Genomic DNA, 24,795 nt, shown 5'->3' on the forward strand with positions numbered 1-24,795 from the left:
CCCGTCCCGGGAAGTGCGTAGAAGGGGCGACAACCAGGGGAGGGCGCCAGGGTGGTGCGGGCACGCGACGAGGAGTTCGCCGAGTTCTTCGCGGCGCGCTTCGACACCTACCGGCGGATCGCGCACGCGATGTGCGGGGACTGGGCAGTGGCGGAGGAGATCACGCAGGACTCCTTCGTGAAGGTCTACGCGCGCTGGTCGAAGGTGCGGCGGGACACCGCCGACGCCTATCTGCGCACCGTGTTGACCAGGTCGTTCCTGGACACGCGGCGGCGCGGGCGGGCGCGCGAACGGGTGGTCGCGGAGGTTCCGGACTCGCCGGTCGGAGGGGAGTCGACGATTCCGGACCAGGAGGTGCTGCGCAGCGCGCTGCTCAGCGTGCCTCCTGGGCAGCGGGCCGTGCTGGTGTTGCGGTTCGTCGCCGACCTGTCCGTCGAGCAGGCGGCCGCCGCGCTGTCCTGCTCGACGGGCACGGTCAAAAGCCAGACCGCCCGCGGCCTGGCCACCCTGCGCGCGGCCTACCCCGAGAACGTGAGGAGCGTGTGATGTCCGTGGAAGAGCAGCGGGCGCTGCACGCCCTGCTGGTGGGACCCGCGCCCGCCCCGAGCACGACCCTCGACCTGGTGATCCGCCGCGGGCGGCGCACCCGGGCGGCCCGCGTGGGCACGTCCACGCTGGCGGTCCTGCTCTTCATCGGGTTGGTCGGGGTGGCCATCACCTGCCTCCGCACGCCATCGGAGCTGGAGGTCGCGAACAGCAGACTGGTGGGCGAGCAGGTCGACTGGCCGCGAGTACCCGGGGACGGGCGCGAGCCGAGCGGGCCGCAGGCCCTCGTGACGCGGAACGGTGTCCTGGTCTACCAGTGCGGGATACCGCAGGACCTGGGCGTCGCGACGCAGGAGACGTCGGGCTCGTTCCGCGACGCGCTGCGGTCGGCGCTGGCGGAGCGCGGCGCGCACGTCGGTTACTGGGGCGAGGACCCGGCGTCCAGGTACCTCATCGACATCCCGGTCTCGGTCGACGGTGACGGCTCCGCGAGCGTGGCGGTGTCCACCGGCGACTACCAGGGCACGGCCGCCCAGGAGGCCGACGTGCTCATGTTCGCCGCCGGGAACTGCCTGCCCCCGAAGCGGCAGCGGCTGGGCGACGGCACGACGGCGCAGCTGTACCCGGCGGTGCCCGACCCGGGCGGGATCGGCATCGTGATGCACGCCCTGCTCCTGCGTGCCGACGGACAGCGAGTCCTGGTCTCCGTGCGCAGCGGCGACCAGCCCGCCCTGCCGATCAGCGAGGCAGACCTGGCACGCGCGCTGACGCGGGTGGCGAGCGGTTGACCGGGTGCTTCACCCGCGCGCAACGGGCGGGCGTGGCAGCATCGTCGGTGTGATGCCGAACAGCGTGCCCAGCGTGCCCGCCAGCGACCTGGGGTCCCTGCCCGAGGGGGCGACCCTGCTCGACGTGCGCGAGCAGGAGGAGTGGGACGCGGGCCACGCGCCGGACGCCCTGCACATCCCGATGGGCGAGATCGCGGGCAGGCTGGCCGAGCTGCCCGCGGACGGCCCGGTGTACGTGATCTGCCGAATGGGCGGCCGGTCCGCGCGAGTCACCGAGTATCTCAACGGCAACGGCTGGGACGCCACCAATGTCGACGGCGGCATGCAGTCGTGGGCCGCGCTCGGCCACCCGGTCATCTGCGACTCCGGCGCGGAACCGCAGGTCATCTAGGTGCGACCAGGTCCGGGGTACGAGTGGGTGGCGACCCCGCCGCCCGGTTCGAGCACGCCCGCGCCGCGCAGGCACCGCACCCGCTACCTCGGCCCGCCCGCCTACCGCACGCCGCCGCGCTGGGGTTTCCCGGCGTTGGCGTGGCGGTGGCCGACCTCGGTGGCCGGGGTCGACGAGGACGAGCACGCCCCGGTCGAGCGCGTCCGCGCGCGGGCCCGGCTGGCGGTCACGGCGCTGTGGGTGCTCGCGGTCGTCGCCGCGGTGGCCACGGGTGCGGAGATCTGGCGGTACGCACTGCTGCTGGCGAGCCGCACGGGTGCGTTGAACCGCGGCACGGTGCAGCTGTCCGACAGCCTGGTGGTCACGGGGGCGGTGCTGTCGATCGCGGCAGGCTTGATCGCGGCGACCAGCTGCGTGTGGTGGATCAAGTCCGCGCGGCACGCGGCCGCCGAGACCGTGGGCTACCTGCCCGCGCGCCCGGACTGGCAGCTGTTGCCCGGACTGTTCATCCCCGGGGCAAACCTGGTGATCCCCGGCGCGGTGCTGGCGGAACTGGAGCACGCGGTGCTGCGCCGCGATGTCGATTCCCGGCCGCGGCCGACGCCGTTGCTGCGGGCCTGGTGGATCGTGTGGGCGGGTAGCGCTGTCTTGTTCTTGGCGACCTTGCTGTGGCGGCTGCGTGATTCCGTGCAGGCGCAGGCGGACGGCGTGGTGCTGTCCGCGGTGACAGACCTGGTGGCGGTCGCGGTCGCGGTGATCACCGCGCGCGTGGTCACCAGGTTGACCACTCTGCTGGCGCCGATAGACCCCACCTCGGTGCGCCTGCTGCGCGTCGTTCGCGTACCGGACGCCCCCAAGGCCGAGCGCATCGACCGCCCCGCGACCGCGCGCCGCTGACTCCCCCGCAGGGTCAGCGGCGGTGGCGGCCGTTGGCCAGCCGGGCGCGTTCGGCCGCCGTGCCGAAGCGGGCGATGTCGCGGTCGCGGATGAAACCGAGCCGGTCGGGGGCGTGCATGCGCATCCGGATCCGGTTGGTGTCCGCCGGGATCCGGCTCGGCGTGGCCTTGCTGGTGATCACCACGACCAGGAACGCGATCGGCACCGTGGCCAGCGCGGGCTGCTGCAGGAACGTCGGCGCCCAGTGCCCGGTGTAGTCGCTGACCGTCGTGACCACCAGCGATACCAGCACCAGTACGCCGCCGACCAGCATGCCTGCCACCGCACCGACCCAGGTGATCTTGCGCCACCAGATGCCGAGCAGCAGTACCGGGCAGAACGTGGACGCGGCCAGCGCGAACGACATGCCGACGCTCAGCGAGATGTCGCTGGGCCGCAACAGCATGGCCAGCACCAGCGGCAGGCTGCCCGCCAGCGCGGCGCCGAACCGGAAGTCCCGGATGCGGCCGCGCAGCACGTCCGTGGACAGCACCCCGGCCACGCTTACCACCAGCCCGGACGAGGTCGACAGGAACGCGGCGAACGCGCCGGCGGCGGTGATCGCGCCGAGGATCTCGCCCAGCGTGTTCGGCGCGATCTTCATCGGCAGCGCCAGCACGGCGGCGTCGGTGCGACCGCTGACCAGCAGCTCCGGCGCGTAGACCCGGGACAGCGCGCCCAGCATGATCGGGAAGACGTAGAACAGCCCGAGCAGCGTCAACACGTGCAGCGTGGTGCGCCGGGCCGCGCGGCCGTCCGGGTTGGTGTAGAAGCGGACCAGCACGTGCGGCAGGCCCATCGTGCCCAGGAACAGCGCGATGATCAGCGAGTACGTGGTGAACAGGTCGTTCGAGCCGGTGATCGGGCGCAGCCAGTCGATGTTGGCGACCGTCGCGCCCTCGATCACCGGGGTGGCCGAGCCCTCGCTGAACTCCAGTACCGTGCCCTCGCTCGCGGTGTGCCAGCCAGGCCCCCAGAAGACGATCTGGTCTCTGGTGTAGCCGCCGTCGACGACACCGGTGGCACGCAGCTGCACCGACTCCGCCACGGACAGCCGCACATCGGTCTCCACGGTGACCGTCGCGTCGCTGAGGAACCGCGGTGGCGCGGGCTGGGACAACCCGGTGGCACCGATGCCGTCGACCCCGCCGTTGCTGAAGAACAGCGCGCACAGCACGAACGTGGGCGCGGCGATGGCGAACAGCTTGAGCCAGTACTGGAAGGCCTGCACCACGGTCACCGCGCGCATGCCGCCGCCGAACACGTTGACGATCACCAGCACCGCGACCAGGCCGACACCGGTCCACCCAGGCACCGACGGCAGGATCTGGTGCACCGCCAACCCGGCACCCTGGAACTGCGGCACCAGGTAGAGCATCCCGATGAAGACCACGAACGCCGTCGACAGCCTGCGCAGGGCGGGCGAGCCCAGCCGAGCCTCGCAGAAGTCGGACAGCGTGTAGGCACCAGAGCGACGCAGCGGCGCGGCCACGAACAGCATCAACGCCAGGTAGCCGCCGGTGAAGCCGATCGGGTACCAGAGCGCGTCGGCCCCGTCCTTGAGCACCAGCCCGGCCACGCCCATGAACGACGCCGCCGACAGGTACTCCCCGGACACCGCCGCCGCGTTCCGCCGAGACCGCACCGTGCGCCGGGCGACCAGGAAGTCCTGCGTCGTGCTGGCCTGCCGGGAGCTGCGGAAACCGAGCGAGAAGGTCGCCAGGCCGACGAGCAGGATCGCCGCCACCGCCCAGAGGTTCAGTTCCACCGCGTTCGGGTTCCGCTCGTTCGCAAGTCCGTCCGGCTACTTCTCGACCAGGTCGACGAAGTCGCGCTCGTGCCCATCGGCCAGCCGGTTGTACCAGTACCCGACGCCGAACAACAGGGGGAATGGCAGCACACCCAGCAGCAACCAGGGCAGGGACACGCCCGCGAGGGTCACTTCGGACAAACCGGGGGCGAGGAAGAAGACCAGCGGCAGCGCGCCGAACACCGCGATCACGATGAGCGCCAGCCGCACCGCGGTCCAGAACTGGGTGCGGATGAACCCGCGCACGACCTCCTCGGCCCAGCTGGTCTGTTCCTCCAGCTCGACCACGGTGCGCAGCTTGGTCACCGGCGCGCGCGAGTCGGCCAGGATCACCTTCTTGCGGCGCGGGCGCGGTGGCGGTGGATCGCCCGGCGTGCCGCCCGGGATGAGGTTCACGCCCCGCCGCCGCGGACCAGCCGGTCCTTGAGCTCCCGGGTGTGCCTGCGGCTGACCGGCAGCACCTTCTCCTCATGCCCGATCACCACCGAGTAGCCGGAGCCGCCCATCCGCAGCTCGGTGATCAGCGAGATGGGCACCAGGTAGGAGCGGTGGATGCGCACGAACCCGGCCTTCTCCCAGCGCTCCTCCAGCTGCGCGAGCGGGATGCGCACCAGGTGCGAGCCGTCCGAGGTGTAGAGCCGGGCGTAGTCGCCCTGCGCCTCCACCCAGCGCACCGAGGCACGCGAGACCAGCTTGGTGGTGCCCGCCAGCTCGACCGGGATCACCTCGTCGTCGCGCTGCTCGGGCACCGCGGCCTGGCTGCCGCCGCCATTCTGGTGGATCTTGGCCAAGACCCGTTCCATGGCCTTGTCCAGGCGCGGCTGCTCGGCGGGTTTGAGCAGGTAGTCGACCGCGCCGAGCTCGAAGGCGGCGACCGCCTCGTGGCTGTGCGCGGTGACGAAGACCAGCACCGGCGCGGGCTTGAACCCGGCCAGCACCTTGGCCAGCTCCATCCCGGTGAGGCCGGGCATGTCCAGGTCGGCGAACACCGCGTCGACGACCGACAGGCCCTGCTCCTTGCGGGTGGCCAGCTCCGGGTCGTCGCCGGAGAGCAGCAGCAGGGCCTCGGTGGCGTCGAACGCCTGGATGACCCGGCGCACGTGCCGGTTGCCGTTGAGCCGTTCGGTCAGCACGTCCATGCCTGCCTTCTCGTCGTCCACGGCGAGGACGACCAGGCCCGGGGTGTTGTTCGCTGTACTCACGGTGCGCGCAATCTTGCCGAGTGGTCAGGGCGCGTGTCCAGGGGCGGTGGGCGGTCGGCGTTCGTGGGCCGATCCGACGCCCCACCCGAGGGGTGACGCGTTCCGCGCGATTGTGACAGCACGTTCACCGTTCGCGCACCCCTGGGCGGACATTGGTCTAGTGGGACCCGGTCAGAGACCGAACCGGGACCAGGCGGCGCGGTTCTCCACCGCCTCCAGCAGCGCACTCACGCGGTCCGAAGTGGACAATCCAAGGCCGAGTCCAGGGCCGCCCGCCAGGCCGAGCCGGGCCAGCAGCGGCCGCTTCGGCTCGGCCACCGCGATCTCCGCGTCCGGGTACCGCCGCGCCACCACCGAGCGCAGGCTGCCCAGCCCGTCCACCAGGCCCAGCTCCACCGCCTTGGCGCCGGTCCACACCTCACCGGAGAACAGGTCGGCGTCGGCGCCCTTGAGCCGGTCGCCGCGCCGGTCGCGCACCCAGCCCGCGAACTGGTCGTGCAGCTCGCCGAGCTGGGTGTGCAACCAGGCCACGTCCTCGTCCTTCTGCGGCTGGAACGGGTCCAGCCGGACCTTGTTCGCGCCTGCGGTGTACAGCCGCCGCTCCACCCCGAACCGCTCCAGCAGCCCGGTCAACCCGAACCCGGAGGACACCACGCCGATCGAGCCGACCAGCGACGACGAGTGCGCGAAGATCTCGTCCCCGGCACAGGCCAGCAGGTAGCCGCCGGAGGCCGCCAGGTCCTCGCAGAAGGCCAGCACCGGCACGCTCTTCTTCGCCGCCAGCTCGCGCACCCGCTCGGCCACCAGCGCCGACTGGGTGGGAGCACCGCCAGGGGAGTTCACCGCGAGCGCGACCGCGACCAGCCGGTCGTGGTCGAACGCCCTGGTCAGCGCCGACTCCACGGTGTTGACGTTGATGGCGCCCCGGGCGATCGGGGACGGCGTCGGGGTGATCACCCCGTGCAGCCGCACCACCGCGACCACCGGCGCGCGGTCACCGCGCTCGCCGATGCGGGGCAGGCGGGCGGCCAGCTTCTCGGTCACGCTCATGAGAGGAAACCCTACGTCCGCGGACCTCAGAACGGCGTTTACCCGACCCGCCCACCGGCGCGTTTCAGCCGACGGCCGAAATCAAGCCCCGTCGTCATCGGGGTCGACGGAGAAGTCGGGCAGGTCGGGGCGCACGCCGGGGAAGAACTTGGGCACCCGCAGGGTGATCTTCATGCCCGCGCCGGGGGCGGTCTCCACCATCAGCGCGTAGTCGTCGCCGAAGACCTGCCGCATCCGGTGGTTGATGTTGCCGACGCCCACGTGCGAGCCGGTCTTGTGCGCGTCCCGCAGGTCCTCGAACAGCCGGTCGGCGTCCATGCCGACACCGTCGTCCTCCACGGTGATCAGCGCCTCGTTGCCGTTGTCGTGCGCGAACACGCTCACCGTGCCGCCGCCGGGCTTCTTGGCGATGCCGTGCCGGACCGCGTTCTCCACCAGCGGCTGCAGCACCAGGAACGGCACCACGACCGACTGCACCTCGGGGGCGATGCGCAGCCGCACGCTGAGCCGCTCCCCGTAGCGGGCGCACTCGATGGTCAGGTAGCGGTCGATGTTGCTCAGCTCGTCGGCGAGTGTGGCGAACAGGCCGGAGGAGCGGAACGAGTAGCGGGTGAACGCGGCGAAGTCCTGCAATAGCTCGCGGGACTGCTCGGGATCGGTGCGGATCAGCGAGGAGATCGTGTTCAGCGTGTTGTAGATGAAGTGCGGCGAGATCTGCGCGCGCAGCGCCCGGGTCTCGGCCTGCGCCAGCGCCTGCTTCGACTCGTCCAGCTTCGCCAGCTCCAGCTGGATGCACAGGAAGCGGGCCACCTCGTCGGCCGCGGGCAGCAACCGCTTGCTGTCCACCCCGCCGACCACGATCAGCGCGCCCTCCACCTGGCCGTCGGTGATCAGCGGCACGATCACCGCCTGCCGCATGGGGCAGCTGCCCCGCCTGCGGCACTGCAGGTTCTCGTGCTGCAGGTGCGCGCGGTGGCCGAGCCGGATCGACTCGTCGATCTTGTCGACCAGGTCGACGTAGTGCTCGTTGGCCGCGCCGTCCCAGGACAGCAGCCTGCCGTCACCGTCGGAAATGCCGACCGCCACGCATTTCAGCATGGCGAGGAGATTCGCGGTGGCCTGGTCGGCGGCCTGCTCGGTCAGCCCGTTGCGCAATTCCGGGGCAGCCTGCGACAACCGGCGGACGGTGTCCAGCACGGCCTCGTGCACCGAACCGGACTTACGCGGACGGCACAGGTAGACGAACAGTCCCAGCACCACGAGCGTGGCGGCCACACCCACCAGCGCGCGCTCGGTCAACCAGCCCACCTGTTTCATGCTCCTGTTCACCGGCAGGTGTGACACGACGCGCCCACGGTACCCGCTGGGTCACTTGAGCAGGCGGGACATCCGCCGATCGGCGAGCGGTTTTCCCCCGGTCTGGCAGGTCGCGCAGTACTGGAACGCTTTGTCGGCGAACGACACCTCACGCACGGTGTCCCCGCAGACCGGGCACGGCAGCCCGGTGCGGGCGTGAACCCGCAGGCCGGAGCGCTTCTCGCCCTTGAGCCGGGCGGCAGCCTGGCCGACCGAGCGGGCCACCGCGTCGGTGAGCACCGATCGGGTGGCCTCGAACAGGCGATCCACGGCCTCGGCGTCCAGCCGGGCGGGCGTGGCGTAGGGCGAGAGGCGGGCCACGTGCATGATCTCGTCGGAGTAGGCGTTGCCGATGCCCGCGATGACCCGCTGGCTGGTCAGGGCCGTCTTCAGCCGCTCGGTGCGGTCGCCGAACAGGGCACCGAACTCGTCCCGCGAGAGGGCCAGCGCGTCCGGGCCGAGGGTGGCGATCTGCTCGATCTGCCGCGGGTCCTCGGTGATCCACACCGCCAGGCCCTTCTTGGTGCCCGCCTCGGTGAGGTCGAACCCGGGCCCCTGACCGGGCGGGCCGAGGTGCACGCGCAGGGCGAGCGGCCCCTTGCCCGGCCGCGGCGGCACGGCGGACATGGTGTCGGCCCAGCGCAGCCAGCCCGCGCGGGCCAGGTGGGTGACCAGGTGCAGGCCGTCGGCCTCCAGGTCCAGGTACTTGCCGTGCCGGTGGGCGCCGGTGACCTCCCGGCCGTGCAGCGCGGTCCACGGCGGGCTGGCGGTCTTGAGCACGCTCAACGAGGCCACGTCCACCCTGGCGACGGTCCGCCCGACGGCGTGCTCGCGCAGGTGGTGGGCCAGGGCTTCGACCTCGGGCAATTCCGGCACGGCACCAGTCTCACCCGCGCGCGGCGGCTTGTCATGCCCGGTCGCACCGCATTCACCTGCCGTCACGGAACGTGTTCGGTTTCCGTTCCCGGATCAGGAACCCGACGCGGTGAATTCACATTACTCCGAATTCCCGCACCCCATGCATAGACTCGATCACGGCGGGCCACACGCCCCGCTGACCGCGCTTTTCGCGCATTCTCGCCACAGTGTGGCGCTTTGTTGCATTCATTGATCATGACAGCTTCCGGCCGTCCGAAATTCCCCACGCGCCACCGCGACGAGCGCCGCGCGTGACCGTACCGCCGACGATCACGCGCCGGGCCACACGGATATCGAGGCTGTATGTGCGCGACCAGCCACCTGGCTGAATGCCACCTATCTCCGATGCCATCGGTGTTTTCGTGACCGTCCTATCCGGACTATCAAGCCGGGGACGCGATCCGGGATGCCGGGATGCCGTTGCCGTTCCACAGCAAGGAAGCGCGGTAGGTCAACGAGCGTCGACCGATCGCCGTACAAAACGGCCATACGGCGCTCCGACCTCGCATTTTCTCGCGATGACACCCATTTTCACACCCGTCGAGAATTCGCCCGGAAACCCACTGAATCCCCCGATCGGACGCATCTGGTGATCCTTGTGTCGCATTGTCCACCGATGATCATGGTCGACAAGTCCGAAGTGGATCGCGAAAACCAGGAGGCGGTCACAGGCCGGTAACGCGCATGAGACGCGTTCACGTTGTTCGATGATCGAAACCGGGAAGGGGTGAATTACGGGGCGCGAAAGGCGGACAGCGGACCGCTGTGACGGAACACACAGACCTTCGGCAGTGGCGGTCTCCCGGACCGGTCCCGGATAGCGAAAAGGCCCCCTGGGCAGGGGGCCTTTCGATGGAGCGGATGACGAGACTCGAACTCGCGACCCTCACCTTGGCAAGGTGATGCGCTACCAACTGCGCTACATCCGCGTGCGCCGGTTTCCCGGTGCGGACGGAACTATAGCCTAGCCCCGACGGGCGCCGCGCCGCGGGGTGGCTTCCCGCCGTCTCACCTACACCGAAGGGGTGCCGATGGTCGAGTTGACCACCTCTGGACGGTCTAGTACGGATGCACGGGTCCTCTTAACGTTATTCACGTTTATCGACCGCGCGCCAACCGCCTGTGGCATCTTGTTCACCATTGTCACGAAGGTTTCCACGGCTTGGAGGAGGTACCGGGCCGGATGACCGGGACGCACCGGCCTGCCTCCGGCGGGCGCCGCGAGACCGACGAGGACACCGACCCGTCGGCCGCCGCCCGCGAGGACCTGGCACTCCTGCAACGCCTTCGCTCCGGTGAGGACGCCGCCTTCGGCGAGCTGTTCTCCCGGCACGCCGACGCCGTGCGCAGGCTCGCGCTCGGCCTGGTCGCCGACCGCGCGGAAGCCGAGGACCTGGCCGCCGAGGCGTTCTTCCGGGTGCTGCAGGCGGTCCGCCGCGGCGCGGGCCCGGTGGACAACGTGCGCGGCTACCTGTTGATCGTCACCCGCCGGGTGGCCTGGGAGTGGAACGCGCGCAAGCGCGACGTCCCGGTCAGCGACGAGGAGCTGAACAACCGGGTGGGCGCCGGGCCGGACAACACCGGCCAGTCCACCGAACGGACGCTGATCACCCGGGCGTTCACCAGCCTGCCCGAGCGCTGGCGCAGCGTGCTGTGGAAGGTCGAGGTGGAGGGCGAGCGCCCGGCCGTGGTGGCGGGCAACTTCGGGCTCAGCCCGAACGCCACCGCCGCGCTGGCCCGCCGCGCCCGCCAGGGCCTGCGCGCCGCCTACCTGCAGGCACACCTGACCGTGGACCGCGGCTCCACCGGCTGCCGGTCGGTGCTGGAGAAGCTGGGCGCCTACACCGCGGGCAGCATCAAGGGCACCGAGCGGCGCAAGATCCGCGCGCACCTGGCCACCTGCCCGTCCTGCACCACCATGCAGGCGGAGCTGCAGGACGTGTGCTCCGGACTGCGCGCGCACGCGGCCTTCCTCGCCGCCCCGGTCGCGGGAATCGCGCTGTGGCAGCAGATCGGCCTGGTCAGCGCCGCCGCCGCGACGACGAAGGGCGGCACCGCCGGGCTGATCGCGCTCAAGGGCCTGGTGTCCAGCGCCAAGGTGCAGGTCACGCTCGCCGCCACCTCGGCGGCCGCGGTCGGCGTGTTCGGTCTGGCCCTGGTGCCCTGGGGCACCGGCGACCCGGTCGCCTACAACGACCTCGACGGCACCGGGCCCGCCCCGCTGCTGATCACCCCGGACCCGTCCGGCGCGGCCGACGTCGCCCCGGTGCCCGGTTCCGGCGCGCCCGTCCCGGCGCGGCCTACCGGGAACAAGGGCCCGAACGCCGACCTGCCCAACGGCGGCGCGATGCAGACCCCGGTGGCACCCCCGGCCGCCCCGCCCGCCGCCGCGCAGCCACCCGCCCAGGCCGCGGCCAGCCAGGTCGTCGGCGCGCCCGCGAGCCCGCACACCCAGCCCGCCAACCCGCCGGTCACCACCGCCGCGCCGCCCGCCGCGGGCAAGTCCGGCAGGCAGAACACGGGCGGGCCGCGCAGGCACCAGCAGGACCCGCAGCCCGGGATGGACTGGGCGCCGGACTCGGACTGGTCGCCGGAGATGGACTGGGCGCCGAACGCCGCGGACGACTTCGACGAGTCGCTGCCGCTGGTGTCCGAGTCGTATAGCTACCAGACGGTCTACGCGTACTACGACGGCTACTACGTGCTCACCACCGCGCGGGTCACCACCAAGGTCAACTCCGCCAGGCAGACCACGGTCGTCATCGCCCCGCCCAGCGGCTACCAGCCACCGCGCTACGGCGGCGGTGGCCACTCGAACGGCAGGCAGTCGCCCTACGGGGGCGGTGGCAGGCGCCGCTAGTTGATCAACCCCGGGGCCGGTGCGAGAATCGCCAGGGACCGCAGGTCGGGCATTTCACCCGTTGGGCGCAGTGCCCAGGCGGTAACGTTGAGCCTCGGTGCTGATCGCGCCAAGGTGTGCCACCGCGCCGGAGGGCAGGAGATGACGCGTCAGGTACGTGACGTGAACGGCCGACTGTGGACCGTGGACGGCACGCTGGAGTGGCGCACCCCGGCCACCGAGGACGACTTCGAGCACGATGTCGCGGCGGGCTACATCCCCGGCGTGGTGATGCTGGTGCTGATCGGGGCCCTGGTCATCGCGCTGGTGTCGTGGATGCCCACGGATGTCGTGGTGCCCTTCTGGCTGATCCTGATCCTGACCGCGCTGGTGCTGTTCTTCCCGGTCCGCTGGGCGGCGCGCAGGCCGTGGACGCTGATCGCGGAGACCGGCGACGACGGTGAGGGCGAGCCGACCGAGCGGTGGATGGGCACCGTGCGCGGCTACTTCACCGCGCGCAACGAGATCGCCCGGATCACCAAGGAGCTCAGCCAGAACACCCAACCCGGCTACGAGGGCGTGCTCAAACCGATCACCTGAGCCGCGGGCTGCCCGAAAGCGACGCCGACCAGCTCGTCCACCTCGGCGACCAGCGCCGGGTCCACGCCACCGGCCAGCTCTCGGGCCAGCCGGACGATCTCCCTGGCGACCGGGGTGGTCGGGTCGGGCAGCGGGAGCAGGCCGACGTACTGGGTGATCCACCGGCGGCGGCCCGCGTACAGACGGTTGCCACAGACCTCGTCGTAGAAGCGGGCCCCGAAGCCGGAGTTGGCCACCGCGAGCACCAGGTGGGCCAGGTCGTCGGGGTGCTCATCGGTCCGGCTCGCCAGCTCCGGGACGCTGATCCAGTAGCAGTCGCCATTGACCACGGCGCCGTCCCGGTCGATGGTGAACCGCGGCTCCGGGCTGATGTCCGGGAACACGATCTTCGGCGGCCGCCAGAGCGTGGGCCGCTGCGGCACCCAGATCTCGAACCACTCCCGCCCGGCCGCGGTCAGGTACCGGCGGCCTGCCAGCCGCTCCCGGTGTTCGCCCAGGTAGGCGGCCGCGCGGGGGTGCTCGGCGAGGTCGACGACGGCACGGGTCGGCAGATCCTGGTACGGGTAGAGCACGCGCGCCCGCGGCGGGCCGGGAGGCAGCCACGCGCGGATGTCCTCGTGGGTGAGCAGCGGGCGCAGCAGCTCCGGCTCCGGCACCCGGGCCGCGGGCAGCTCTTCCCAGTGCTCGCGGATGAACACCGGGTCGGCGGTGGTCTTGATGCCGACCCGGATCTTGGCCAGGTCACCGAGGACCCGCCAGGTGCGGTCGCGGATGTCGGTATGCCTGCGCTCCCGCTCGGGCGTGGTCAACCGCCATGGGCGGTCCGGCTCGCCCCGGGCGAGCGTGCCCACCGAGACGGCGAACGTCCGCGTGCCGACGCGGACGGCGGAGTCATCGGCCGCGGTCAACGCGTCGAAGAGATCGCCTGCCGCCGCTTCCTCGGCAATCTGATACGCGCTCGCGTAGCGGGCCACCTCCGCGTCACCGTTGACCGCCACCACCACGGCAGGCAACACAGCGGCCTCGAACAGCCGCGTGTCCCCGAGGTCGAATACCTCCCGCACCCCCAGCCGCTCCCCCAGCAGCGCGCGCACGTTCATCCCCGCGCGCGTGGTGAGGAACCGGTTGGAGCACAACAAACCCAGCACCCCACCCGGCCGCAGCAACCGGGGGATCATGGCGACGAACGGGTGCGTGAGGTCTATGCGACCACGCAGTCCGAACTTCGCCGACAGCCGTGCCGCCGCCGCGCCACCGAGCACCTGCGTACGCACGTATGGCGGGTTGGTGATCACCAGGTCGAACGCGGACGCGGCGAGCGCGGCACCGACCTCGGTGAAATCCGCCTGCTCGATCCGCGCCCCGGGCAACCGCGCCCGGCTCGTGGCCACCGCGTCGGCGTCCAGGTCGAACCCGACCAGCTCGGCATCCGGCCGCAACCGGGCCACGGCCGCCAACAGCTCGCCGTCGCCACACGCCGGGTCCAGCACGGTGATCGGCCCGGTCGCGGCCAGGCCGCACAGTGCTTGCCTGGCAAGAAAACCGGCGAGCGCCACAGGCGTGTAGTGCACGCCATGGCGCTTACGAACGTCCGTGGTCACGACGCAGTGTCCCTCTTCTCCCACCACCCGCCCCCTCATCCCCGCCCGGCATCGTCCCCAACCTGGCAGTCACACCGCCGCCTGGGCACCGAAAACGTCGGGGAACGGGCTACGGCAGGCCGCTAGGACACCACTAGTCGTCCTCCTCGATGATGGCGGTCAATCGACCCGAGTCGACGGCGGCCTGGAGGTCGGTGTGGTCGCGTTCGGTCTGGTCGGCGTAGTCCACGGCGAAGCGGGCGAATGCCTCGTCCAGGTCTTCACCGCAGTAGCCGGACAGCAGGCGCGGGTCGACCGAGCGGGTGTGCGCGCGGGCGAGCAGGGCGCCTGCGAAGCGGCCGTAGTCGTCGAGGTGGTCGCGCTCCAGCGTGGTCGGGTCGATCTCGCCCTTGCGGTTGCGGAACTGGCGCACGATGTAGTGCCTGCCCTCGACCGTGGTCCAGCCCAGCAGGATGTCGGACTCGGCCTGCACCAGCCGCGCCCCGTGCACCACTCGCTTACCCTCGTGCTTGGCGGGAGCCAGACCGAGATGCACGGCCAGCGCCGACGTCTGCGCCTCCTTGACCTGCAACACCAGCGCCTCGTCGCCGTTGCCGTGCAACAGCACCAGGTAGTTGCGCAGGCCGACGCTGCCGGTGCCGACCACGCGGAACGCCACGTCCGACACCGCGTACCGCATGATCAGGTTCCGCCGGGACTCGCGCAGCGTCTCCACGTACGCGGGCAGCGCGCCCACCACCGCGGCGGCCACCTCGTCGGACACCGAGGTCAACACCGGCGGGTCGGTGACGAACCGCCAGCCGTCCACCCCACGCTGCGTCCACTTCGCGGCGACCCGGGCACTGGTGTTCTTGCGCGCCTTCTTGGCCGCGCGGGCGAAGTCGTCCTCCAGCGCGTGCGCGGACGCCTTGGTCAGGATCGACTCGTCGCCGAGCGCGGACCAGGAGTCGAGGAACGGCTGTTCGGCCAGGTGGTCGATGGTGCGGCGGTAGGAGCGGACCACGTCCTCGGCCGCCTCCCGGCAGCCCTTGTCGGACACCCCGCCCTCGCGGCCCGCCAGCACGATGCTGGTGGCCAGCCGCTTCAGGTCCCACTCCCACGGGCCGGGCACGGTCTCGTCGAAGTCGTTGATGTCCATCACGATCTGGCCATCCGGCGTGCCGTAGAGGCCGAAGTTGGCGGCGTGCGCGTCCCCGCACAGCTGCGCGTGCAGCCCGATGTCCGGGGTCGACGCCAGGTCGGCGGCCATCAGCCCGGCACTGCCGCGGAAGAACGCGAACGGCGAGGCCAGCATCCGACCGATGCGCAGCGGCACCAGCTCGGGCACCCGCCCGCGGTTGCTGGCGTCCACGAAGTCCGGGATCGACGGCCGGTCAGGAGCGAGCCGCACCGGTCCGTGATCAGCGTGCCCGACCCGCTCCCGCAACGCCTTCCCCCCGGCGCGCACCTCCCGCGGCTCCACCCATTGCCCCAGCACCTGATCACCCATGGGCACATCATGCCTGGTCGGGCGGTTCGTCCGGCCGACCTGGCGGCTACCGGCCAGGGAAACCGGACATTCCCGGCGGACGCCCGGCGCGGGCGCGACCGGGCCGAGTGGTACTTTCGATCGGCCGCCCGCGCGGGTTCACCCCGCCCCCGAGCAGAAGAGGCGACCCAGTGATCTCCTTCATCGTCGGTACCACCGCGGAGCTCATCAAGATCGCGCCGGTCTACCACGCGATCGCCGAACGCGGCACCCGACCGAGGATCTGGTTCACCGCCCAGCACGTCGACGAGGTCGCCGACGTCCTCACCGACCTCCGCCTGCCGGAACCGGACGTCTGGCTGGTGCCCAGGGAGAGCGCGCACAACCTGGAGACTCCCGCCCAGGTCCCCGGCTGGGCCACCGCCGTCGCCCGCACCGCCTGGCGCAGGCGCGTCGAGCTCAAGGCCACCCTCGCAGAAGACGGCCGTCCCCCCTTGGTCATGGTGCACGGCGACACCTTCACCACCCCCTACGGCGCCTTCATCGGCAAGCGCGTCCTTGGCGCCCGGGTCGCCCACATCGAGGCGGGCGCCCGCTCCGGCAGCCTGCTCAGCCCGCTGCCGGAAGAGCTGAACCGCAAGATCGCCGCCAAACTGGTCGACATCCACTTCGCCCCCACCGCCCGCGAGGTCCACAACCTCCGCACGGCCCGCGGCATCGTGGTCGACACCGAGGCGAACACCGCCATCGACGCGATGCGCCAGGCCATCAACGAGCCGATCATGCCCGGCCTGCCGGACCGCTTCGGCCTGGCGACCCTGCACCGGTTCGAGCTGCTGTCCCGCCCGGACAAGTACCGGGAAGCACTGGAAATCCTGCGCGAGGAAAGCCGGAAACTGCCGGTGCTGTACATGGCGGGCGCGCCGGAGCGCGAGAAGATCGAGCGGCTGGGACTGCACGACCTGTTCGATGACAGCTTCCAGATCCGGCCGAAGCAGCGATACCTGAAGTTCCTGCCCCTGATCGCCCGCGCGGAGTACGTGGTCACGGACTCCGGCGGCCTACAGGAGGAGTGCGGGTACCTGGGCACACCGTGCGCCATCCACCGGCACCGGACGGAACGGCACGTGGGAATCGGCCAGAACATCATCCTGACCGAGATGCGCGGGGACACGCTGCGGTCGTTCCTGGCTGACTACCCGAGTCGGCGGGGGGTGTCGCTGATGGAGAAGTACCACCCCAGCGAGGTCATCGCCGACACCCTCGCCCGCCTCGGCTTCTGCTGACGCACCCACGGTTGCGGCCACTTCTGAAAAAGTTCAGAATGGCGGCATGGTGACCGAGGTGCAGTGGAGCGAACTCCAACGTGACCCCAAGGGCGTCGCGGCCCTCGCGGACCAAGGCGATGTCATCGTCCGCCGTCGGGACGGCGCAGCCCTGCTACTGATCCGCGAGGACCACGCGCGATCGTCCGCCGCGGGCGCGGTCACCGCTGCCCGAGGGCTTCGCGGCATGTTCACCCACCTGCCACCACACATCGTGGTCGAGGCACTGCTGGACGAGTTCCCCTGGGTGGACGTGCTCCCGGAGCCCGAACAGCAGCAGTTCGCCCACGACTTCGTCCGCGCCTTCCAGGCGTCAGCCGAACTGGGCCACTGGGCGACGCTGGAACAGACCGTCCATGAATGGCGCAACACAGCGATCATCTACGCCGACCCGGAACTATTGGCGAGACTCACCGAGCCGGTCGTCGACGACCTCGGTCCGGTCCCAGCCCCCATGGACGACTGAACCCCATGCCCGCCAAACGCGGAGACCGCGTCACACCACCCGCCCGCCCAGGCGGTTGGGAAGCCAGATTCGGCACCTCCGAGGCCGCGAAGGGCTGGGAGCATCTCTGCCAGACAGCCCGCTCCAGCACCTGGGAAGCGTGGATCGTCCTCAGTGAACGGCCCACCAACCCGGAGAACCGAGCCCGACAGCACCGGTTGCACGGGGCGCTGAGCACGCGGGACGTGCACGGTCAGCTTCTGGATCAATGGCAGTACGAGGTCACCGGCGCAGGTCGAATCTGGTATTGCCCCGACCCTGACCGCCGCATCGTCTGGATCGTCCACGCAGGCCCGGGACATCCCAAGCAGACCGACTAGGCGCTGTCCTGTAAGTCTGGTGCGCGGGATCCGTGATCCGCTTGGTCTCTGGGCGTGCGGGCGGGAAGCCGCGCGGGCGCGGATAGCGCGTGCCGGACTTGCAGGACAGCGCCTAGGCCGAGGCTCTGCTAACCCGAGCCGCCTGCGCGTGGGGTGGTCATGAATGCCTCCCACACGGCGATGGCCTGGCCGAGTTCGAGGGCGGCGACTTGTTCAGCGGGCATGCCCACGTTGTGCATGAGCCGGGTCGCGAGCCAGTCCGGCACGGGCTCGCTCGGCGGCGCGGCCTGCGGGCTGTTCTCGGTCGTCAGCTGCCCGAGTCTGCTAGGCGTCGGGGATGTTCAGGCCGATGGGGCAGGAGAGGCCGGTGCCGCCCATGCCGCAGTAGCCGTTCGGGTTCTTGGCGTCGCTGAGGTACTGCTGGTGGTAGTCCTCGGCGTAGTAGAACGGCCCGACCGGACCGACCTCCGTCGTGATCTGTCCATAGCCCGCGCCGCTGATGACCTGCTGGTACGCGGCCAGCGACGACTCGATGGCGGACTTCTGGGCGTCGTCCGCGTAGTACACCGCAGAGCGGTACTGGCTGCCGATGTCGTTGCCCTGGCGCAGGCCCTGGGTCGGGTCGTGGCCCTCCCAGAAGACCTTGAGCAGGTCCGTGTAGCCCGTCTTGGTCGGGTCGTAGACCACCAGCACCGCCTCGGTGTGGCCGGTCAGGCCCGAGCAGACCTCCTCGTACGTCGGGTTGGGCGTGTAGCCACCGGTGTAGCCGACCGCCGTCGAGTACACCCCCGGGAGCTGCCAGTAGACGCGTTCGGGGCCCCAGAAGCAGCCCATGGCGAGGACCGCGGTGCGCAGGCCGTCGGGGAAGGGTGGCAGGATCCGCCGGTCGGGGTGGACCGCGTGGGTCGGGGACACCGGGAGCGGGTCCGGCCTGCCGGGCAGCGCCTCCTCGGGGGTGACGAGGCGGCTCTTGTTCCGACCGAACAGCGACATGACTCCACTGTATCCGCCGCGCGGCGGTGCGACCTTGCGCGAGGATGGACGCCCGGCACCGCGGGCTCGACACGGGAGGATGACCGCATGGCCTGGCAGGACACCCTCCGTGACCTCGATGATCGGCTCGCCGACGGGGACATCACCAGTACCGAGCACCGGCGGCTGCGTGATGAGGCGTTGGCCGAGGCGTCCGGGGAGACACGGCGGATCGCTGCGGACTCGCCGGTGTTTCTCGCTCGGGAAGAGTTGCCGGAGCCGGTGTGGCATTACGAGCCGCGGTTTGTGGACGGGGAGGCGCTGTTCGCGGGCGGGGGCCCGGTCAAGCGGTCGCGGGTGCTGGTCGGGGCGATGGCCGTGGCCGCCGTGGGGGTGGGCGTCTGGTGGCTGCTGTCCCCCTCGGACAGCGAGCCGGTCGCCGCGCCGGTCGCGCCGCCGGTGAGTGCGGCCGAGGAGTTGATGGGCAAGCTGCCTGCGTTACCGGGCACGGTCGTGTCGCCGCCCGCCGTGCTGCCCACGTCGCTCGGTCCACAACTCGGTCTGTACAGCCGGGAGATTCCGGATCCGACCAGCTCAGGCCTGGTCAACACGTCCGCGATGGACGGGCCGCGGTCGTTGGCGGTCAACGTCCTGGACAACGGCACCGGCCCGGACCACACCCAGGCGCTGCTCTCGTTCGCCACCACCACGGGCTGGGCGGACGCACCCGCAAGCGCCACCGACGGGGTACACGTGGTGGGCGCGGCCGACCACGGTGCGCAACGACTACGCGCGGTATACCGGTCCGGGCGGTGGACCGTCTCGATCACCGTGAGCGGACCGGAGGCGGACCAACTCCTCCGCCCCTACCTGGACGCGTTCGTGAGCCGGACTCGCATTGCCCTACCGGCAGGCTGAACGGTGTTCGCCCCCGGTTCCGGGGCGCAACCCGGCGGACCGTGACATTGGGTAGGGTACCGACACGCGGTGGGAGGCACGTTTCTCTTCCCCGCGCACAGCGGCCACTGGGCGGCCATCGGTGCGCGAACCTGTGATGGGTGAAGGGCTCGGCGATGACCTGGCAAGAAGAATTAAGGCAACTGGACGCCGACCTGGCCGCAGGCAGGCTGTCCTCCGACGACTACCGGGTCCGGCGGGACGCGGTGCTGGCCAAGGCGGCGGGTGGCGATCCGGGCACCCCGGCGCTGCTGCAGCCGGTCACTCCCCAGCCCGCCCCGGTCGCCACCCAGCAGATCACCCCGCCGCCCGCGATCGGCCAGTCGCCCGGGTTGCAGACGCAGCAGGTGGTGACCCAGCAGGTCGTGCCGCCGCAGCCTGCCCAGCCGCAGCCGGTCGCCCAGACTCCGCAGGCTCAGCCGACCTCGCCGACCGCGCCTCCGGCACAGCCCGCCCAGGCTCAGCCGACCCCGACCGAGCCGGGGCAGGCCACGCAGGTCACCGGTGGTCCGTTCCCGCCCGCGTTCCGCTGGAAGGACGACACTCCGGCGGTCGAGGCGACCAGCATCATCCCGCCGATCACCGACGACACCCCGCGCCCGGCCGAGCTGGGCGTGGACCGGACGCAGGCGGTGCGCCGCGACGACCAGCCGGAACGCACCCAGGTCGTGCGCAACGCCGCGCAGATGGGGCAGGGCGCCGAGCAGTCCGAGCGCACCCAGGTGGTGACCGACAGCCAGCTGCGGGCGGTGGTCTCCGGCGGCTACCCGGCCCAGCCACAGCTCCAACCCCAACCGCAACAGCCGCCGCAGCCGCGGCCGGTGCCGAGCGGGTGGAACCAGCCGCAGGTGGAGAGCGCGCCGCCGTGGTGGCAGGCCGAGGACCCGGTGCCCGAGCTGGGGAACGCGAGCTGGCACCAGGGGTCGGAGCTGTTCACCTCGCCGCAGAAGTCCGCCGGGCGCGGCAAGATCGTGCTGTGGATCGTGCTGGCGGTGTTGGTGCTGGCAGGAGTGGCGGCGGGCGCGTTCTTCCTGGGCAAGAGCGTCGGTGAGAAGCGGAGCTCCGCGGCGGCCTCGACCGTCGTGCACGTCCGCACGTTGTAGACGTCACGGCGGTCAGACTCTTCCCAGTTGTTCGTCGTAAGACGAAACTAGCGGGGTGCGGAACAACCAAGCGGTCACCTTGGCCACGCTCCTGCTCGCCGTCCTGATGTTCCCGATCACGCTCACCGGCGCCTCGATCGCCCTGCCCGAGATCCGGGACGCGCTGCACGGCGATCTCGCCTCGGTGCAGTGGGTGGTCAACGCCTACAACACGACCTTCGCCGGGTTCATGCTCGCCGCGGGCGGCCTGGCCGACACCATCGGCAGGCGCCGGGTGTTCGCCGCCGGGACCACGATCTTCGCGGTGGGCGGCCTGCTCAGCGCGGTCGCGCCGAACCTGCCGCTGCTCGACGTGCTGCGCGGTGTCGCCGGGGTGGGCGCGTCGGCCGCGGCCACGGCCGCCATCGCGATCATGGCCGGCGCGTTCGAGGGAGCGGCTCGCACCCGGGCGTTCAGCCTGTTCGGCACGACGATCGGGTTCGGCCTGGCGTTCGGCCCGTCGGTGTCCAGCCTGTTGATGGAGGCACTGGGCTGGCAGGCGGTGTTCTGGTTGCCCGCGGCGGTCGGCGTCGCCGCGTTGCTGCTGGTTCCGACGCTGCCGGAGTCACGCAACCCGGAGGCGGCTGGCGTGGACTGGCCGGGCACGATCACCTTCACCACCGGGTTGCTGCTGCTCATCACCGGTTTCATCGAGGGCCCGGCGCTGGGCTGGGCACACCCGCTGGTGCTCGGCGGCTTCATCGGCGCGGTCCTGCTGCTAGTCGGGTTCGTGCTGGTGGAGCGGCGGGTGGCGCACCCGATGTTCGACTTCGAGCTGCTCCGCGCCCCCGGCTTCCTGGCGGCCGCGATGGCGGCGGCCACGTTCGTGATGGTGATGGTTCCGCTGCTGGTCTACCTGCCGTCCTACTTCACCGCCGTGATGGGGCAGACCGCCCCGGAGGCGGGCGTGACGCTGATCTTCATGACCGCCCCGGTCCTGGTGTTGCCGCTGGTCGCGGGCGTGTTGGCACGTCGGGTCGCGGCGAGCAGCTTGCTGCTGGTCGCGCTGGTGCTGCTCGGTCTCGGCGCGCTCTGGCTGACCACGATCGACGCGGACAGCACCACGCTGTCGCTGGCCGGACCGCTGCTCACCATCGGGCTCGCCATCGGCCTGTCGACCGGGCTGGTGGACAACATGGCGCTGGCCAACGCGGGACCGGGCCGCGCCGGGACCGCCTCCGGCATGTTCGGCACCTCGCGGCTGGCGTTCGAGACGATCGCCATCGCGGTGATCGGGTCGATCGTGGCGAGCGGTACCGACGGCGCGCTCGCCGGGCCCGGCTACACCGGGTCGCTGCGGCTGTCGCTGGTGCTGCTGGCCGTCGTCGTGGCCGGGGTGGTGGTCGCGTTCACCGTCCTCACCCGCCGCCGGGTCCGGCCAGCCGCCGCGCTGAGCGAGCTGGCCGCCTGAGGACAACTGTTGTCCCCACCTGTGGATAACTTCGCAACCGAAGGGGACCTCCGAGCCGCCCGGATATCACCCGGATGGGGTGTGGATGGTTGGACATCCGAGCGTTCGCGGGCTAAGAAACGCCCAGCTCGGAGCACATGCTGTGGTCGCGCGGACGTACCAACGGACGATGTGGGGTCCACCCGGGGCGGAGGATGCGCTGTCCACACCTGTGGACAACTCCGGAAGTTATCCACAGGAGTTATCCACAGTGTGCACAGGTGTTCGAATGGCTCGATTCGAGCCTGGGTATGGACCTGTGGACAACTTGTGGGTGAACAGCCGCCCGGATAGCCGCTAGGTTGGCTGGGTGTTCACCACCAGGCCCGAGCTAGTGGGCACCCACGGCATGGTCGCGTCCACCCACTGGCTCGCCTCGGCGGCCGGGATGGCGGTGCTGGAGGACGGCGGCAACGCGTTCGACGCCGCGGTGGCCACAGGCTTCGTGCTCCAGGTGGTGGAGCCGCACCTGAACGGGCCGGGCGGCGAGGTGCCCGCGGTGTTCGCCACCGCGGGCGATCCGACCCCGCGCGTGCTGTGCGGCCAGGGCGTCGCGCCCGCCGGGGCGACCGTGGCGCACTACCGAGATCTGGGACTGGACCTGGTGCCCGGCAGCGGTCTGCTGGCCACGACCATCCCCGGCGCGTGGGACGGCTGGCTGCTCCTGCTGCGCGACCACGGCACCAAACGCCTGCACGACGTGCTGTCCTACGCCATCGGCTACGCCCGGTCCGGCTTCCCGCTGTCCGCACGGGTCCCGGCGGTGATCGACACCGTGCGGCAGCTGTTCACCGACCACTGGCCCACCTCCGGCGCGCAGTGGTTCGGCGCCACCGGCGAGCGGTTCGCCAACCCGGCACTGGCCGACACCTGGGAGCGGCTGCTGGCCGAGGCCACCGGCCCGACCCGGGAGGCCGAGATCGACGCCGCCCGGCGCGCCTGGTCGCAGGGGTTCGTCGCGGCGGCCGTGGACGCCTTCTGCCGGACGCCGGTCCGCGACGACTCCGGCCGGGACCACGCGGGCGTGCTCACCGGCCAGGACATGGCCATCTGGTCGGCGAGCTACGAGCCTGCCGTGACCGCCGATTTCGGTGCGTGGACCCTGGCCAAGTGCGGCGCCTGGACGCAGGGCCCGGTGCTGTTGCAGCAGCTGCGCCTGCTGGCCGACCGCCCACTGTCCTATGTGGACGGACTGGCCAGCGCGGACACCGTGCACTGGGCCCTGGAGGCGACCAAGCTGGCCTTCGCCGACCGCGAGGCCTGGTACGGCGACTCCGGCGATAGCGGCGATAGCACAGTCCCGCTCGACACCCTGCTCTCCCGCGAGTATGCGGCCCAGCGCGCCCGGCTCATCGGCGACACGGCCTCGTTCGAGTTACGCCCCGGCTCCCCCGACGGCCGCGCCCCGCGCCTGCCCGCGACCCTGTACTCGCCGGTCAAGGCCACCCCGCGCACCGGGGCGATCGGCGAGCCCACGGTCCGCGCGGATGGCACCACCCGGGGCGACACCGTGCACATCGACGTAGTCGACCGCTGGGGAAACCTGGTCTCGGCCACCCCGTCCGGCGGCTGGTTGCAGTCCAGCCCCACGATCCCCGAACTCGGCTTCTGCCTGGGCAGCCGCGCGCAGATGTTCTGGCTGGAGGACGGGCTACCCAACTCGCTGGCCCCGGGCAAGCGCCCGCGGATCACCCTGAGCCCGAGCCTGGCCCTGCGCGATGGCACGCCCACGCTGGCGTTCGGCACCCCCGGCGGCGACGGCCAGGACCAGTGGCAGCTGTGCTTCTGGCTGGCGCACACCGTCGGCGGCCTGAACCTCCAGGCCGCGATCGACGCCCCAGCCTGGCACTCCAACGCGGTGCCCAGCTCGTTCTACCCGCGCACCTTCGTGCCGGGCGAGGCGCACGTCGAGTCCCGGCTGGGTGAGCGGACGCTGGCCGAGTTGCGCGACCGCGGCCACCTGGTGGTCGACACCGGCCCCTGGTCGCTGGGCAGGCTCTCCGCGGTGTCGCGTCGGGACGGGCTGCTGCGCGCGGCCGCCAACCCGCGCGGCATGCAGGGCTACGCGGTCGGCCGCTGACTCACGCCATGGCGGCGAGCTTGGTGGTGGTGTTCCAGTTCCGGACCGTCGCCGCGATCTTCCACTTGCGTTCGAGGAACGGCCCGAGGAACGGCGGCTTGCTGAGCCCGTCCGGGCACCACTGGTAGATCACCCGGTCGCCGACCCGGATGTTGTCCGGATCGACCGTGACCGGGTCGTGCTCGGCGGCCAACGCCGGATCCGGCTCGGTGGCCAGGAACGCGATGGCGAACTTGGAGCCGTTGTCCGCGATGTCGGCCAGCGGGTTGGCCGCGACCACCGCGCGCATCTCGTCGCCGGTCCGGATCAGGCAGCGGGTGGTCAGCCCCAGCTCGGCCGCCAAGGCCGCCTCGATGGTCGACTCAAGCTCGGCGGGATCGACCTCGGGCGCGGTGAACACGGCGTTGCCGCTCTGCAGCAGGGTGCGCACGTCGCCGCAGCCGAGGCCGGTCAGCACCGCGCGCAGGTCGGCCATGGCGATCTTGGCCCGGCCGCCGACGTTGACCCCGCGCAGCAGGGCGATGTAGGAGGTCACGGCG

22 protein-coding genes and 1 tRNA gene are annotated in these 24,795 nt (G+C 71.3%); 12 read left to right on the forward strand and 11 right to left on the reverse strand.

What is annotated here, in order from left to right; genetic code table 11:
* Positions 1-51 precede the first annotated feature (51 nt).
* From C503_RS0117405 to C503_RS0117420, 4 genes are read left to right on the forward strand one after another with little or no spacing between them, the layout of a single operon-like run.
* Positions 52-546 carry a SigE family RNA polymerase sigma factor gene (locus C503_RS0117405; protein ID WP_018683498.1) on the forward strand — a complete coding sequence of 165 codons (495 nt, stop codon included), beginning with the start codon at positions 52-54 and terminating at the stop codon, positions 544-546.
* Positions 546-1,334: a hypothetical protein gene (locus C503_RS0117410; protein WP_018683499.1), complete on the forward strand. Its 789-nt coding sequence runs from the start codon at positions 546-548 to the stop codon at positions 1,332-1,334. The genes C503_RS0117405 and C503_RS0117410 overlap by 1 nt, the downstream gene beginning before the upstream one ends.
* 52 nt (positions 1,335-1,386) lie before the next feature.
* The gene (locus tag C503_RS0117415) at positions 1,387-1,725 is read left to right on the forward strand and encodes a rhodanese-like domain-containing protein (RefSeq protein ID WP_018683500.1); all 339 of its coding nucleotides are present in this window, start codon (positions 1,387-1,389) and stop codon (positions 1,723-1,725) included.
* Positions 1,726-2,622 (forward strand): DUF4328 domain-containing protein, encoded by an 897-nt coding sequence (locus C503_RS0117420; RefSeq protein WP_018683501.1) that lies wholly within the window; start codon positions 1,726-1,728, stop codon positions 2,620-2,622.
* 13 nt (positions 2,623-2,635) lie between these two features.
* Here C503_RS0117420 and C503_RS0117425 read toward each other — a convergent pair whose 3' ends face one another.
* The 7 genes from C503_RS0117425 to C503_RS0117455 form a co-directional block, all read right to left on the reverse strand.
* The gene (locus C503_RS0117425; protein ID WP_018683502.1) at positions 2,636-4,429 is read right to left on the reverse strand and encodes a sodium/solute symporter; all 1,794 of its coding nucleotides are present in this window, start codon (positions 4,427-4,429) and stop codon (positions 2,636-2,638) included.
* Positions 4,430-4,465: 36 nt separating this feature from the next.
* Positions 4,466-4,867, reverse strand: coding sequence for a hypothetical protein (locus tag C503_RS39720; RefSeq protein ID WP_018683503.1), 402 nt, complete (start codon positions 4,865-4,867; stop codon positions 4,466-4,468).
* Complete coding sequence (locus C503_RS0117435; protein ID WP_018683504.1) at positions 4,864-5,673, reverse strand: LytR/AlgR family response regulator transcription factor; 810 nt, start codon at positions 5,671-5,673, stop codon at positions 4,864-4,866. Before C503_RS0117435 ends, C503_RS39720 begins: the two co-directional genes overlap by 4 nt.
* 171 nt (positions 5,674-5,844) lie before the next feature.
* Positions 5,845-6,723: a S49 family peptidase gene (locus tag C503_RS0117440; RefSeq protein WP_018683505.1), complete on the reverse strand. Its 879-nt coding sequence runs from the start codon at positions 6,721-6,723 to the stop codon at positions 5,845-5,847.
* A gap of 81 nt (positions 6,724-6,804) precedes the next feature.
* Entirely contained in the window at positions 6,805-8,040 is a 1,236-nt protein-coding gene (locus C503_RS39725; RefSeq protein WP_018683506.1) for a sensor histidine kinase, read from the reverse strand.
* Between the two features lie 51 nt (positions 8,041-8,091).
* Positions 8,092-8,955, reverse strand: a complete 864-nt coding sequence (locus C503_RS0117450; protein WP_018683507.1) for a DNA-formamidopyrimidine glycosylase family protein — start codon at positions 8,953-8,955, stop codon at positions 8,092-8,094.
* Positions 8,956-9,850: 895 nt separating this feature from the next.
* A tRNA-Gly gene (locus C503_RS0117455) sits at positions 9,851-9,926 on the reverse strand.
* Between the two features lie 254 nt (positions 9,927-10,180).
* Here C503_RS0117455 and C503_RS47315 point away from each other — a divergent pair.
* Entirely contained in the window at positions 10,181-11,857 is a 1,677-nt protein-coding gene (locus tag C503_RS47315; protein ID WP_051114851.1) for a sigma-70 family RNA polymerase sigma factor, read from the forward strand.
* A 141-nt stretch (positions 11,858-11,998) separates the two neighbouring features.
* Positions 11,999-12,436, forward strand: a complete 438-nt coding sequence (locus tag C503_RS0117465) for a hypothetical protein (protein WP_026316409.1) — start codon at positions 11,999-12,001, stop codon at positions 12,434-12,436.
* Here the strand turns inward: C503_RS0117465 and C503_RS0117470 are convergent.
* A complete protein-coding gene (locus tag C503_RS0117470) occupies positions 12,406-14,037 on the reverse strand; it encodes an Eco57I restriction-modification methylase domain-containing protein (RefSeq protein WP_026316410.1) in 1,632 nt (543 codons plus the stop codon). The genes C503_RS0117465 and C503_RS0117470 overlap by 31 nt on opposite strands.
* A 133-nt stretch (positions 14,038-14,170) precedes the next feature.
* Positions 14,171-15,526 (reverse strand): DUF2252 domain-containing protein, encoded by a 1,356-nt coding sequence (locus C503_RS0117475; RefSeq protein ID WP_018683510.1) that lies wholly within the window; start codon positions 15,524-15,526, stop codon positions 14,171-14,173.
* A gap of 170 nt (positions 15,527-15,696) precedes the next feature.
* On the opposite strand from C503_RS0117475, the gene C503_RS0117480 reads away from it, so the two are divergent.
* Positions 15,697-16,791: a UDP-N-acetylglucosamine 2-epimerase gene (locus tag C503_RS0117480; RefSeq protein WP_018683511.1), complete on the forward strand. Its 1,095-nt coding sequence runs from the start codon at positions 15,697-15,699 to the stop codon at positions 16,789-16,791.
* A gap of 46 nt (positions 16,792-16,837) precedes the next feature.
* Entirely contained in the window at positions 16,838-17,296 is a 459-nt protein-coding gene (locus C503_RS43395; RefSeq protein ID WP_018683512.1) for a hypothetical protein, read from the forward strand.
* Between the two features lie 683 nt (positions 17,297-17,979).
* Here C503_RS43395 and msrA read toward each other — a convergent pair.
* A complete protein-coding gene (msrA, locus tag C503_RS0117495; RefSeq protein ID WP_018683514.1) occupies positions 17,980-18,648 on the reverse strand; it encodes a peptide-methionine (S)-S-oxide reductase MsrA in 669 nt (222 codons plus the stop codon).
* 87 nt (positions 18,649-18,735) lie between these two features.
* Between msrA and C503_RS0117500 the strand changes: the two genes are divergently transcribed.
* From C503_RS0117500 to C503_RS0117515, 4 genes are all read left to right on the forward strand, one after another.
* Entirely contained in the window at positions 18,736-19,545 is an 810-nt protein-coding gene (locus C503_RS0117500) for a hypothetical protein (protein WP_018683515.1), read from the forward strand.
* Between the two features lie 155 nt (positions 19,546-19,700).
* Positions 19,701-20,687 (forward strand): hypothetical protein, encoded by a 987-nt coding sequence (locus tag C503_RS0117505; RefSeq protein ID WP_018683516.1) that lies wholly within the window; start codon positions 19,701-19,703, stop codon positions 20,685-20,687.
* Positions 20,688-20,742: 55 nt separating this feature from the next.
* Positions 20,743-22,137, forward strand: coding sequence for an MFS transporter (locus C503_RS0117510; protein WP_018683517.1), 1,395 nt, complete (start codon positions 20,743-20,745; stop codon positions 22,135-22,137).
* Between the two features lie 349 nt (positions 22,138-22,486).
* Entirely contained in the window at positions 22,487-24,256 is a 1,770-nt protein-coding gene (locus C503_RS0117515; RefSeq protein WP_018683518.1) for a gamma-glutamyltransferase family protein, read from the forward strand.
* A gap of 1 nt (position 24,257) precedes the next feature.
* Here the strand turns inward: C503_RS0117515 and C503_RS0117520 are convergent, their stop codons facing one another.
* Positions 24,258-24,791, reverse strand: coding sequence for a DUF1697 domain-containing protein (locus tag C503_RS0117520; protein ID WP_018683519.1), 534 nt, complete (start codon positions 24,789-24,791; stop codon positions 24,258-24,260).
* Between the last annotated feature and the right edge of the window lie 4 nt (positions 24,792-24,795).

This window comes from Actinokineospora enzanensis DSM 44649, assembly GCF_000374445.1.
Classification (GTDB): Bacteria; Actinomycetota; Actinomycetes; order Mycobacteriales; family Pseudonocardiaceae; genus Actinokineospora; species Actinokineospora enzanensis.

What these genes read in the sequence shown, in the direction of transcription:
- C503_RS0117410 (WP_018683499.1), top strand. Translation starts at nt 546, where the DNA reads ATGTCCGTGGAAGAGCAGCGGGCGCTGCACGCCCTGCTGGTGGGACCC.
- C503_RS0117415 (WP_018683500.1), top strand. Translation starts at nt 1,387, where the DNA reads ATGCCGAACAGCGTGCCCAGCGTGCCCGCCAGCGACCTGGGGTCCCTG.
- C503_RS0117440 (WP_018683505.1), bottom strand. Translation starts at nt 6,723, where the DNA reads ATGAGCGTGACCGAGAAGCTGGCCGCCCGCCTGCCCCGCATCGGCGAG.
- C503_RS39725 (WP_018683506.1), bottom strand. Translation starts at nt 8,040, where the DNA reads ATGAAACAGGTGGGCTGGTTGACCGAGCGCGCGCTGGTGGGTGTGGCC.
- C503_RS47315 (WP_051114851.1), top strand. Translation starts at nt 10,181, where the DNA reads ATGACCGGGACGCACCGGCCTGCCTCCGGCGGGCGCCGCGAGACCGAC.
- C503_RS0117465 (WP_026316409.1), top strand. Translation starts at nt 11,999, where the DNA reads ATGACGCGTCAGGTACGTGACGTGAACGGCCGACTGTGGACCGTGGAC.
- C503_RS0117475 (WP_018683510.1), bottom strand. Translation starts at nt 15,526, where the DNA reads ATGGGTGATCAGGTGCTGGGGCAATGGGTGGAGCCGCGGGAGGTGCGC.
- C503_RS43395 (WP_018683512.1), top strand. Translation starts at nt 16,838, where the DNA reads ATGGTGACCGAGGTGCAGTGGAGCGAACTCCAACGTGACCCCAAGGGC.
- msrA (WP_018683514.1), bottom strand. Translation starts at nt 18,648, where the DNA reads ATGTCGCTGTTCGGTCGGAACAAGAGCCGCCTCGTCACCCCCGAGGAG.
- C503_RS0117500 (WP_018683515.1), top strand. Translation starts at nt 18,736, where the DNA reads ATGGCCTGGCAGGACACCCTCCGTGACCTCGATGATCGGCTCGCCGAC.
- C503_RS0117505 (WP_018683516.1), top strand. Translation starts at nt 19,701, where the DNA reads ATGACCTGGCAAGAAGAATTAAGGCAACTGGACGCCGACCTGGCCGCA.